9 protein-coding genes and 1 pseudogene are annotated in these 12,464 nt (G+C 63.5%); 3 read left to right on the top strand and 7 right to left on the bottom strand.

Annotated elements, in window-relative coordinates:
• The first annotated feature begins 352 nt into the window (after positions 1–352).
• From ACWEH3_RS17855 to ACWEH3_RS17845, 3 genes are all read left to right on the top strand, one after another.
• A complete protein-coding gene (locus ACWEH3_RS17855) occupies positions 353–1,060 on the top strand; it encodes a GIY-YIG nuclease family protein (protein WP_450017239.1) in 708 nt (235 codons plus the stop codon).
• A 249-nt stretch (positions 1,061–1,309) separates the two neighbouring features.
• Positions 1,310–3,610, top strand: coding sequence for an argonaute/piwi family protein (locus tag ACWEH3_RS17850; protein ID WP_450017237.1), 2,301 nt, complete (start codon positions 1,310–1,312; stop codon positions 3,608–3,610).
• The gene (locus ACWEH3_RS17845; RefSeq protein ID WP_450017235.1) at positions 3,598–4,896 is read left to right on the top strand and encodes a PD-(D/E)XK nuclease domain-containing protein; all 1,299 of its coding nucleotides are present in this window, start codon (positions 3,598–3,600) and stop codon (positions 4,894–4,896) included. Before ACWEH3_RS17850 ends, ACWEH3_RS17845 begins: the two co-directional genes overlap by 13 nt.
• Before the next feature lie 830 nt (positions 4,897–5,726).
• Here ACWEH3_RS17845 and ACWEH3_RS17840 read toward each other — a convergent pair.
• The 7 genes and pseudogenes from ACWEH3_RS17840 to ACWEH3_RS17810 all read right to left on the bottom strand — a co-directional run bounded on the left by ACWEH3_RS17840 (position 5,727) and on the right by ACWEH3_RS17810 (position 12,458).
• Entirely contained in the window at positions 5,727–6,167 is a 441-nt protein-coding gene (locus tag ACWEH3_RS17840; protein ID WP_450017358.1) for a DUF1931 family protein, read from the bottom strand.
• A 13-nt stretch (positions 6,168–6,180) separates the two neighbouring features.
• Positions 6,181–7,905, bottom strand: a complete 1,725-nt coding sequence (locus ACWEH3_RS17835) for an FAD-dependent oxidoreductase (protein ID WP_450017233.1) — start codon at positions 7,903–7,905, stop codon at positions 6,181–6,183.
• A complete protein-coding gene (locus tag ACWEH3_RS17830; RefSeq protein ID WP_450017231.1) occupies positions 7,883–8,149 on the bottom strand; it encodes a UBP-type zinc finger domain-containing protein in 267 nt (88 codons plus the stop codon). Before ACWEH3_RS17830 ends, ACWEH3_RS17835 begins: the two co-directional genes overlap by 23 nt.
• A complete protein-coding gene (gene trxA, locus ACWEH3_RS17825) occupies positions 8,149–8,598 on the bottom strand; it encodes a thioredoxin (protein ID WP_450017229.1) in 450 nt (149 codons plus the stop codon). The genes ACWEH3_RS17830 and trxA overlap by 1 nt, the downstream gene beginning before the upstream one ends.
• 14 nt (positions 8,599–8,612) lie before the next feature.
• Positions 8,613–11,246: an ATP-dependent chaperone ClpB gene (clpB, locus tag ACWEH3_RS17820; RefSeq protein ID WP_450017227.1), complete on the bottom strand. Its 2,634-nt coding sequence runs from the start codon at positions 11,244–11,246 to the stop codon at positions 8,613–8,615.
• Positions 11,228–11,556 (bottom strand): annotated as a pseudogene (locus ACWEH3_RS17815) (chaperone modulator CbpM). Before ACWEH3_RS17815 ends, clpB begins: the two are co-directional and overlap by 19 nt.
• Complete coding sequence (locus ACWEH3_RS17810) at positions 11,553–12,458, bottom strand: DnaJ C-terminal domain-containing protein (RefSeq protein ID WP_450017225.1); 906 nt, start codon at positions 12,456–12,458, stop codon at positions 11,553–11,555. The pseudogene ACWEH3_RS17815 and the gene ACWEH3_RS17810 overlap by 4 nt, the downstream one beginning before the upstream one ends.
• Positions 12,459–12,464 lie beyond the last annotated feature (6 nt).

Below are 12,464 nucleotides of genomic sequence, written 5' to 3'. Positions count from 1 at the left end.
TCATCCAGAGCGTTCGCGATGATCTCGCGGACGGCGAACGGTATCGGCCAGTGCTCGAGCACCTTCTCGATGTTCAGATCGAAATGCTGTACCGCAGCGCTGGTCACCATCGCAGAGGCCCCTCCCGTGCGAGTTGGTTTGATGCCGTGGACAGTACGCGAAACCACCGACAGACTAGACCGTCTAGCGAGGCTTCGCACCGACCCGAATATGGTTGCTCCGCAATAAATCTGGCGTCCGGTTTGTAATGTCTGAGTCTTCGAAGTTTGTCGGTGCCCTGTGGAACCATACTCCGCATCGGATCGGGCGTGCTGCCCGAGAATTGCACCGGCACAGAGGGGAATTCTTGATCGTGGGGTACTTCTACGGTTTCCGGCTCGGCGACGCCGACAAGTTCAAATTTGGACAAACTGCCCAGACACCGGAGAAGCGCAGGCCGACACTGCAGACCGGCTGTCCGTATCCTCTGATCTTCTTCGACGCCATCGAATCCGACGACTACAAGGCGCTCGAAAAGTACGTGAAGGACGAATGGGGTCACCGGCGTGGCAGCGAAGGCGGCACGGAGATCTACAACCTCACCCAAGCCGAGGCAGCGCAGGTGTTTCAGCAATGCCGAGACTACCTCGCCGACGAGCTTCCGAAGATCAGGAGGGTCCGTGAACTCCAGGACCTCGAACCGGAACCGACCCTTCTGCCCAGCGACGACACGGCCCTCCGGTTGCGCCAGCGCTGGATCGAATTGAATGCGGAGGACACGCGGCTGGCGGCCCTCCGGGCACAAGTGCAGGCAGAAAAGGAGCTGATCGAGATCGAGCTCAAACTCGCTATCGGGGCCACCAGCGGAATCGATGGAGTCGCCACCTGGGAACGAACCATCGAGACTCGACGCATCAACCCTGAGCTGGTCAAGGCCACCGACCAGGGGCTGTTCGAGCAGTGCCAGGTGCCGAAATTCGACGCAACGAAACTGAAGACCCTGCTGAAGACCTTCGGCAAATACGACTACGAATCATTCCAAGAGGTCCGACGAACCCGGGACTTCAAGATCACCGAATAATGCCGATAACTTCGACGTCCGCAGATCCTGCGACTCCCACTCGCCTTGAATAGGCGCACATCCAAGAGGTGCTGTGCTGCGAGAGAGCAAGGCGTTGCCCGGCTTTGCGGACCGGCGGCTGGCCTGACCCGAGGCTGTCGGGGTCCGGTGCAATGATGGCAATCTAGCTGGTGAAGCAGGCACGGGTCCGCCGCCACGCATCGACGGCTTGCCGCCGTTTGCGAGGGGTGACGAGGAGAACGAGGCAAGATGAGCAGAACAGGCTCACCCAGGTTGGCTTTCAACTTCATGCCGGTGGCATTCTCCGCCGCGAAGTTCGAGGGTGGATTGGTCGAGTTCGAGTCGTCCGAGCAACTCAATAGCCTCCGAGCAGAGCTGGCTGGCACCCACGTGGTCTCCCGAAGCCATGAAGGTATCGCCTGCGTCCCCCTGACCGCTGACGCCGACCTGCGTGGCACACCCACCACGTTCTTCACCCGCGAGTTTCAACCACTGACAATGCGCTTGGTCCACGAGGCGTTACTACGGTTGGTGCTCGACTGGCATTACGAGCTGCGCAGGCACAAGCCTCTGACATTCGTGTCCCGGCGACCGGGAAGAGACCTACTCGCGCCTATCCTCGGTGCGCGAGGACTCGACATGCTCCAGAGACTTCACGTCTATCCCCAATACGTGCTGGATTCGAAGGTGATGGGCCCCTCGGGGCGACCGGGAGTCGTGATCGGGCTGAAAACGCGGTACGAGATCGACATAACGGTTGCGGAGTTGCTCGAACGCGGCATCGACGTGAACGGGCTGTACGTCCTCGCCGAGGACGACACCACGCCGCAGCTTCCGCATATGGACCGCTACGCGTCGAGGCGCACCATCGGTGCGATCGACTCCATAGACGGCTGCGAGCTAGTCCTTCGGGATGCGCCCAGCGTCGCACGCATCGAAGCCGACCGAACGTGGCTGGAATGCCGCCGCGAGACCTTCGCCATGGTGCTCTCCACGTTGGCGGGTGCCGATGGGACTCAGATCGTCAAGGAACTGGAGCAGGCGACTTTCGACCTGCTGGGAGCGCTCGGCCGCTATCACAAGACGCTGGAACTTGCCGGAAGCCTCCAGCGGCACTGCCCGCTGACGATTGCCCGTGACTTGACGGTGACGCTCGAGCCACCTATCGGATCGGACAGCGAAGGTGCACGCAGTGTCGAATGGATTCGCTGTGACACCCCCACCTTTCAATTCGACCAAGCCGGAGACAAAAAAGAGCGATCCGTCGGTCGCGGCCTCGACGCCTACGGTCCCTTCGATGCAGAGTTCTTCGCCAGAAAGAACCCGCGGATCGCGGTCGTCATGCCGCGACAGCACAAAGGGATCATCGAGAACTTCATGTCCAAGTTCCTTGGTGGTATTCCAAACGGGCATACCTACAACCAGGGCTTCGCCCGCATGTACCACCTCGGCAACCCCCACGTGACCATGTTCCCCTTCGACGGCCTGCCCACCGATGCCAGCGCATACCGGGATGCCTGCCGAGAAGCACTCGCTAGCGGTGACGTCGATCTGGCGTTTGTCTTCACCAGCGACGCACAGAAACATTTGACCGGCGACGCGAGCCCCTACCTTGTCTCGAAGTCGACGTTCATGGGCCAGGGCGTGCCCGTGCAAGAGGTCAGGATCGAGACCGCTCGACTGAGCAAGCTCGCCGACCCACTGAACAGCATCGCCCTCGCATGCTACTCCAAACTCGGCGGGATTCCGTTCGTCATTGCCGCCCCGCGCGCTCTCGCACACGAGCTGGTCATCGGAATCGGAAGCGCCCACGTCAACGCCGGTCGCCTCACCCCGTCGGAACGGGTCGTCGGTATCACCACCGTCTTCAATGCCGACGGAAACTATCTGCTGTCCAACACTTCTCGCGAAGCCGACTACAAAGACTATCCTCGCGAACTTCTACGATCGTTGACCGACTGCATCAACGACATCAAAGACCGCAACGCCTGGCAGAAGGGCGACGAAGTCCGACTCGTCTTCCACGTCTTCAAACCGCTCAAAGACATCGAGACGACCGCAGTCAAGCAGCTCGTGGAGCGGCTCACCAGCCAGTACGCCAATGTCGAGTTCGCCTTCGTACACGTCAGCACCGAACACGAGTGGGTGATGTTCGATCGCGCCAGCACAGGCACCGCGGGTAACCGCTCCCAAGGCCAAGCCAAGGGCTACTACGTACCTCACAGCGGTTACGCCGTTCCGATCGGCTCGCGCGAAGTTTTGCTGGCGACCACCGGCCCGTGGGATATGAAGAACCCCCTGCACGGTGCTCCCAAACCGTTGTCGCTCAAGCTACACCGCGAATCCACATTCACCGACATGGAGTACCTCACCCGACAGGCATTCCGTTTCACCGCGATGTCATGGCGCCGGATGTACCCCTCCAGCAAACCCGTCACGATCTCATACTCCGACCTGATCGCCGATCTCCTCGGTCACCTCCGCCACGTCCGCAATTGGAACGCCGACATCATCACTACAAAACTACGCTCGAGCAGGTGGTTCCTGTGACCCTCACTCCGGAGAACAACACCTCCGGACCCCCGGGTGAGCTTCTCGCCGCACAGATCGCAAACCTCGATCGGATCATCCAGCAAGCGAATATGACCGGCAATCTGGATGGCCTACTGGCTCATCACATCCTTGGAAAACGCCGTCTCACCTTCACCTGGAACGTCGACCCCATGACACCGCAGTGGCTCAACGACAACCGCCACCGGCTAACTCATACCCCAGGACTTGCCATCCTCGGCTTCGGCCTCACCGAGTACCCCTCGGCAGAATCCCAGACCGGCCAACAGCATCTAAAAGCCGGACTGCCGACATTGATGAGGAAGAACCCCTTCCATACCGACGGCGTCACCTTCCTCAACGACCCCGCACAAATCGTAGGAATCGCACTGGCCGTCAACATCGCTCAGGACTCAGTACCCGAGGCACGCCCTTGGCTACAGCAAGTCCTGCAAGATCCCCGACTGCACCCAGCCACCGAAATACTGCGGCTATTCCAACAACATGCACGCCACATCCTCGGCAACCCGGACCGCGTTCGCCTTGATCCCCAGACGATCGACGACCCGGTCTGCCTCGCCGGCTTGCACTGGCTGACCACCTCGCCAGGAAGCCCGATCGAGATGTCGCCGAACGAACTCCGCGATCTTCGCCGACGGTTGCTCAGCAGCATCGCCCTCGGCCAGGCCGAACCGATCCCCACCTCCTGGAGGGCAGCGCTGCTGCTAGAGGCTGCGGCACACATGGTCACCTCCAGCATCGACAGCCTGCTGCTCGGCCGCAGCCACGTCAGCACCCTGCTCAGCCGCTTCGGCGACGCCATGCGCCGCTGGCGCTACGACGACAACACCATCGGACACCCCATCCAGTGGCCGATCACAGAGGAACGAGAGATTCAAGACATCCTCTGGATGATCCTTCGGCCCGAGTTCGACGACCTCGTCGATGAAGAAACCCTCCGCAAACTCGGCCACAGCTTCTACCGAGCGGACTTCGCCATCCCCTCTCTCGACCTACTCATCGAAGTCAAATACGCCCGTAAGGCATCGGACTTCAAAGACATCGAGAAGGAAATCCTCGAAGACCACAGCGCCTACCTGACCGACAACGCTCCATACAAGAAACTCCTGGTCTTCATCTACGACGAGTCCGCCTCCATACAAGAACACGGCACTACCCGCAACGCTCTGCTCAAACTCCCCAACGTCGCCGACGTCATCGTCGCAAGCCGCCCCAGCCACGTACCCATCCCCACACAACGGCGACGCAGACCAAGTTCACGGTAGCCCGACAACGCGCAATTCGACCAACGAAAACAGTCCGCCGACGGCAGTCACAGCTGGTAGTCCGTTTCGATAACCAGCCGTCCACCCAAAGACCCCAGGTCGCTCCGTTCCCATCTTCGACACGCCCCGCCCTGGTCACCTCGAAGATGGGAACGGGAACCGATCCATCGGAATGAACCGCACCCCTCAGACTGTGTACGCACCCACGATGACCAGGCGTTTTCCAGTTGCCCATGTTGTGCGTGCCCCGCCGAGGGAACGAACCTGCGACGGACGACCGCCAGACCCCATTCAACTGATTGGAAGGTCGGCCCGGAGACTTTGGTGTATTCCTGGTTACATACCAAGAAAAGAAGCAGGTCAAGCGCGATTAGCGGGCTTGACCTGCTGTTTCTGCTCCCCCATCTGGACTCGAACCAGAAACCTGCCGATTGACATTCGGCTGGCCGTCGAAAGCTGGGGCCAATCTGGGGCCACACGCTATGCGCGGCCGAGAACGACCAGCACGTTTGGAATGTCGCCGCATGGTCGAATACCGGGCTTGACGTGTGTAAATGACATTAGCCCAGAGCTGGGGGTCAAGTGGTCGCAGGTTCAAATCCTGTCAGCCCGACGCAGTAAACCCCTTCCGACCAGCGTCGGAAGGGGTTTTCTCATTCCATGTAGAGGTGCCGGGATTCGACCCATCTCACAGAAATCGAGCGTTTCGGGCTCTCCCCGCGGCCTCAGGCTTCCAGAACGGCACGGTTGTCGGGCACGGTCTCGGGCCGCAGCGCAAGTGCCGTCACAGGCCAGCGGTGGTCTACTGGTTCGCCGGGCGGGGGCGGTGGTCAGAGCAGGAGATGGAAGATGTCGAAGGCGACGTTCCATTCGGCGGTCCCGGGGTTCTTACGCTTCGGTTCGATCGTGACGAATGTGTGCGCCAGCGCCACGCTCAAGCCTCCGGCGATCAGCGGCAGTCGCTGCTCGGTCGCCTCGGAGAGGGCCATGTCCAACGGCGGCCTGGCCGCCAGTTGATCGAGCAGAGGCTGTAGTTCGATCTCCTCATCCAGTTTCTCGAACCGGTGGATGCTCTCCTGCAGTCCCTTGGTGATCGGCAGGTCCCACGGTTCGATCACGTCCCGCAGGTTCGCCTTTGCCGAGGCCTTGCCGATGAGGACCAGATCGTAGATCTTGTCATCGATGAAATCCGTATAGCGCTTGAGGTCGTTCCGGTCGACTTGCAGGCCGGCCGCCGCCCGGAAGAATCGCTGGAATTTCGCGGTACCCATCACTGGCATGTCGTCAGCTCCCCTCGAAGAATTCATGGATTTGGCGAACGGCCATCGCTCCCTCACCGACAGCGGATGCGACCCGTTTCACGGAGCCGTTGCGGACGTCGCCCGCAGCGAACAGGCCGGGCAGACTTGTTTCGAGCGTCCTCGACGGCCGCTCGCCGATCCGCCGGTTACTGTTCTCACCGGCGCCGACCGCGTCCACGCCGGTGAGGACGAAGCCGTGGTCATCGAGTGCGATCGTGCCGGACAGCCACCCGGTGTGCGGCACCGCCCCGATGAAGACGAACAGGGCATGGACCCGCAGGGTGTCCTGTTCCCCCGTTTGATTGTTCTCGACCACGATCTCGTCGAGGTACTTCTCACCGTGGACCTCGCGAATCTCGGTATGCCGGTGGACGGTCACGCGCGGATGGCGCTCGATCTGGTCGACGAGGTACCGGGACATGCTCTTTCCGAGGTCACCGCTGCGGATGAGCAGGTGAACGTGGGAGACTCGGTCCGCGAGAAAAACGGTGGCCTGTCCGGCGGAGTTTCCGCCGCCGACGATGGCCACCGGGTCGGTGCCGCACATCCGCGCTTCCTGATGGGTTGCGGCGTAGTACACGCTCGTCCCCTCCAGTACCTCGATCCCCGGAACCGACAACTTGCGGTATCGCGCCCCGGTGGCGAGCACGACGGCCCGGCCGCGAACCGTGCCGCCGTCCGCCAGGCGAAGCACGTGGTGCCCGCTCTCGGACCGCAAACCGGCCGCCTCCGCCGACACCAGCATGCGGGCGCCGAACTTCCCGGCCTGGATCACGGCCCGCTCCGCCAATTCGGCGCCGGAGATCCCTGCCGGGAAGCCCAGGTAGTTCTCGATCCGGGAGGAGGTACTGGCCTGGCCACCTGCGGCGACCGACTCCAGTGTCACCGTGTTCAACCCGTCCGAGGCGCCGTACACGGACGCGGCCAGACCGGCCGGCCCCGCACCCACCACGACGAGGTCGAACACGTCCTGGGCTGCGTCACGGAGCGAGTCCAGGACCGGAAGCCCGACGATGCGGGCGAGTTCCGCATTCGTCGGATTGCGCAGCACCTTGTCGCCGTGCCAGATCACCACGGGAGTGTCCTCGGGGGCGACGCCCAGGCTGCGCAGCAGCTGCTCCGCCCTTTTGTCCCGCTCCAAATCGATCCACCTATGGGGCAATCGGTTTCGCATGGCGAACTCCCGAAGCCGCAACGTATCCGGTGAATAACAGGAGCCGATGATCCGGAACCCCGAACCGAGCCCGATCAGCAGGTGCCTGCGCACCAGGTAGGCACGCAGGATCAGATCGCTGAGCACGGGATCGTGGGCAACAAGCTCGCGCACCCGCTCGGCCGGGACGGCGAGTATCTCGCCGTCCTCGATCGCCTCGGCGGTGAAGAATGCCACCTGGCCTTCCAGCAGCCCGAGCTCGCCCAGGAATCGGCCGGGACCGTGCACGCGCAGTATCCGGCGTTCACCGTCTCCGTCGCCCTCGTCGATGATCGCGACCTTGCCCGAGAGGATGACGAAGAAGTCGTTGCTGGGTTCGCCCTCTCGGATCAGCACCTCACCGGCGCGCACCGATCGACGGGCGCCACCGACCTCGAGTGTCGCGACCTGGTCGTCCGTCAGCCGCGGGAATGCTCCGAGCTCATCCGGAGTCTCGTCGAGCGGCGGCATGTCGGGTGCGGGAGCGGCGTCCTCAGACGAAGTTCTGGTCGACATAACACCAGCGCCAATCTTCACCTGGTTCCATCGACTGGACGATCGGATGGCCGATGACGTGAGCGTGCGCGCTCGCGTGCTTCTCCGGCGAGGAGTCGCAGCAACCGACGTGTCCGCACGTCAGGCACAGCCTCAGATGTACCCACGGGGTGCCGAGGCGAAGACATTCCTCGCAGCCCTCGGGAGTCCGGGGTACGACGGGCCGGATCGCGGTCACGTGTGGGTCCACATAGATGGAAGTCATCACTTCGTCTCCTTGCCTGCTTTTTCCGAGAGCGCCTGATCGAGCCATGTGCGCAGTTGTGGTACCGGAGCTGCGCCCGCCTGACGAGCCAGGACCTCGCCCCGGTCCATCACCAGCAGAGTCGGTACGGCGCGGACGGTGAACCGTTCGGCCGTCTTGGGCGCAGCATCCACGTCGACCTTCACCAGCTTGAGCTGACCCGCGCGTTCCCTGGCGAGCTGCTCGAGCGCCGGACTGACCATGCGGCAAGGACCGCACCACGTCGCCCAGAGGTCGACGAGCACAGGCATCGAGGATTTCTCGGCGACCTCCGCGAAGTCGTCGTCCCCTGCCGAGGCGATCCAGGGCAGCGGCTCGTGGCAGTTCCCGCAGCGCGGTTTTCCTTCCCCGGCCGCCGCCACCCTGTTGACCTTGCCGCAGTTCGGGCACTTCACCTTTTCGGATCCCATGACGACACCTCTTCTCAGGCCGCCGCGACGGCGGGTTCCGCATACGCGACGGCGAGCTCGCCGCCGTCCACCGTGACACGGATGGTGCCACCCGGTTCGATCTCGCCGCGCAACAGCGCACGACCTATCTTGGTCTCCACCTCGTGGGCGATGTACCGTCGCAGCGGCCGCGCACCGTAGACCGGGTCGAAACCGTGTTCGGCGATGAGCCGGCGCGCTTCCGGCGTGATATCCAGGTGTATCTGCCGCTCCGCCAACCTGTTCCGAAGATCGGTGAGTTGTAGCTCGACGATGTGCTCGATCTGGGGCAGCGTGAGCGGGGTGAACAGCACGATGTCGTCGACCCGGTTGAGGAACTCCGGACGGAAGTGCCCGCGCAGTTCCGCCAGCACCCGCCCCCGGGCATCCGGTTTGATCTCGCCATCGGCTGTGACTCCCTCGAGGAGATACTGGGATCCGATGTTGGAGGTCATGATGATCACCGTGTTCCGGAAATCGACCTGCCTGCCTTGAGAATCGGTGATCCGGCCGTCGTCGAGCACCTGCAGCAGGGTGTTGAAGACGTCGGCGTGGGCCTTCTCGATCTCGTCGAAGAGCACGACGGAGTACGGCTTGCGGCGCACCGCCTCGGTGAGCTGGCCGCCCTCGTCGTAGCCGACGTACCCGGGGGGCGCACCGATGAGCCTGCTCACCGTGTGCCGCTCCTGGTACTCGCTCATGTCCAGGCGCACCATGTTGTCTTCGCTGTCGAAGAGGGCACTGGCCAGTGTCTTTGCCAGCTCGGTCTTTCCCACGCCCGTCGGGCCGAGGAAGATGAACGAACCGATCGGCCGGCGCGGGTCACGGATACCCGACCTCGCCCGGATCACCGCGTCTGCGACCAGTTGCACCGCCTCGTCCTGGCCGACGACCCGCTCGTGCAGAATTTCGTCGAGCTTCAACAGCTTCTCCCGCTCGCCTTCCTGCAGCCGGGCGACCGGGATACCCGTCCATGCGGCCACGATCTCTGCGATCTCGTCTTCGGTGACCACTTCGCGCAGCAGCGGATTCTGGCCCTGCCTGGCGGCCAGTTGCTCCTCCGCCGCCCTGAGTTTGCGTTCCAGCTCGGTGATCTGGCCGTATCGCAACTCGGCCGCGCGGTTGAGGTCGTAGTTGCGCTCCGCCTCCTCGGCCTCGTGGCGCAACCGTTCCAGCTCTCCCCGCAGCTCCTGTACCCGCCGGATCGCCTGCCGCTCGGCCTCCCACTGAGCGTGCCTGGCGTCGGCCTCGGCACGGAGGTCGGCCAGCTCCTTGCGCAACTCTTCGAGGCGCGCCTTGCTGGCCGCGTCCGTTTCCTTGGACAGCGCGGCCTCTTCGATCTCCAGCCGGGTCACTCTCCGGGTGAGCTCGTCGAGTTCGGCGGGCATCGAGTCGATTTCGGTGCGTTGCCGAGCGCATGCCTCGTCGACCAGATCGATCGCCTTGTCCGGAAGGAAACGGTCGGTGATGTACCGGTGCGAGAGGGTCACGGCGGCGACCAGGGCGCCGTCCTTGATCTTCACGCCGTGAAACACCTCGAGTCGCTCCCGAAGTCCGCGCAGAATCGAGATCGCATCCTCGATGCTGGGCTCGTCGACGAGAACGGTCTGGAAGCGACGCTCCAGTGCCGCATCGGATTCGATGTGCTTGCGATACTCGTCGAGGGTGGTGGCGCCGATCATGTGTAGTTCGCCGCGGGCGAGCATCGGCTTGAGCATGTTGCCGGCGTCGAGAGACCCGTCGCCGCCGGCTGATCCCGCGCCCACAACGGTATGAAGCTCGTCGACGAACAGCAGGATGCGCCCCTCGGCCGCCTTCACCTCCAACAGCACCGCCTGCAGTCGCTCCTCGAACTCGCCGCGGTACTTCGCGCCGGCCACCAGTGAACCCATGTCGAGCGAGAAGATCGTCTTGTCGCGCAGGCCCTCCGGCACGTCGCCGCGGACGATCCGCTGGGCAAGGCCCTCGACGATCGCGGTCTTACCGACGCCGGGGTCGCCGATCAGCACCGGATTGTTCTTCGTCTTCCGGCTCAGGATCTGCGTTACCCTACGGATCTCGGCATCTCGGCCGATGACCGGATCGAGTGCGCCTGTCCGGGCCTCGGAGACGAGATCGCGTCCGTACTTCTCCAGCGCCTCGTAGGCCCCTTCCGGGGTCGCCGATGTGACGCGCTGATGGCCGCGCACTTTGGTCAAGACGGCGAGGAAGGATTCTCGCGTGACCCCATGACTGGCGAGGACCCGGCCTGCCGCAGTGGCCGACCCCTCCTCGGAGAGGGCCATCACGAGATGCTCCACGGACACGTAGGAATCCTTGAGTCGCTTCGCCTCCCGTTCCGCGGATTCAAGCAACTTGGCCAGGCGCTGGGTGATCATCACCTGACCGGGCGTCGCGCCGGGGCCGCTGACCTTCGGCCTGCGCGAGAGTTCACGTTCCAGATCGGATCGCAGGGCATCGACGTTGGCGCCGGTCTGCTCGAGCAGTCGAGGCACCAGCCCTTCCCGCTGATCGACCAACGCGAGCAGCAGGTGCTCTCCGTCGACCTCGGTGTGACCCATTCTGGTCGCTACATTTTGGGCTTCCTGCAGGGCTTCTCGTGACTTTTCAGTCAGGCTGCCGGTGTCCATGGGGTGCCCTCCTTCCGCGGGAAGCTGCTTCGAGTTTCTCGATTCGATCCAGCAGATCGAGCACGAGCCCGATTGCCGAGTAGTTCAGGCCCAGACCGGTCCGCAGCCGTTGGATGCGGGCGGCATGGGCCACTGCGGATGGTTGGAACGACATCGCGCCGCCGGCGCCTCGGTGGGCGTCGAGCAGGCCGAGCGCCACAAGCCTTCGTGCCAGGTCCGGGTGTAGCCCGGTACGTTCGGCGAAGGCATCTGGCGACAATCCGGGACGGCGAACCAATACATACCGGGTGACCGGGCTCGGGGTGCTCATGTCTCTTTCCTCGGATCGAAGTTCGATTCGGTGGCCAACTGCTCGAACAGCTCGCGCTCGCGTGCTGTCGGTTTCGACGGCACCATCACCTTGATCTCGGCGTAGAGGTTGCCGTTGGGGCCACGCGGATTGGGCATTCCTTCTCCGCGCAGCCGCAGCTTCCTTCCCGTCGACGAGCCCGGCGCCACTTTGACTTTCGCTTCGCCACCCGGGGTGGGAACGACGACGGTCGACCCGAGCACCGCCTCCCATGGCGATACGGGCAGGTCCACATAGATGTCCCGGCCCTGCACCCGGAACCGGCGATGCGGCTTGATCCGCACCACGAGGTACAGATCCCCGGGCGGCGCGTCACCGTTGCTCCGCCCGCCTTGCCCGGCCAGCCGGATTCTCTGGCCGTCCAGGACACCGGCGGGAATGTCGACGTCGTACTGGCGTCCGTCCAGTCTGAGTGTCTGTTTGCCGCCCCGATACGCCTGTTCCAGAGTCAGTTCCAGTTCCGCTTCCTGATCGGCGCCGGGAATCGGCCCGTACCCGCCGGCGCCGCCGAACATCTGCCCGAAGAGGTCCTCGAAGTCGACCGCGCCCTCGCCACCGAAACCTCGACCGAAGTGCACCCTTCTGCCCGCTCCGCCGTACCGCCCGGCGCTTGCCTGGACCCGTTCGTCGTAGTCCTCGGGCACACGCCGGAAGTCCGCACCGAATCGGTCGTAGCGTTTCCGGGTGTCCGGGTCGGATAACACCTGGTAGGCCTCGTTGGCCTCCTTGAACCTGTCCTCCGCAGTGGGGTCCTTGTTCACGTCGGGGTGATATTTGCGCGCCAGCTTGCGGTACGCCTGCTGGATTTCGTCGGCGCCGGCGTCGCGCGGGACACCGAGCGCTTCGTAGTAGTCACGCGCCATCGGTGC

This window comes from Nocardia sp. NPDC004718 (assembly GCF_053601535.1).
Note: the sequence above shows the minus strand (reverse complement) of the source record. Positions and strands in the feature narration are given on the sequence as shown.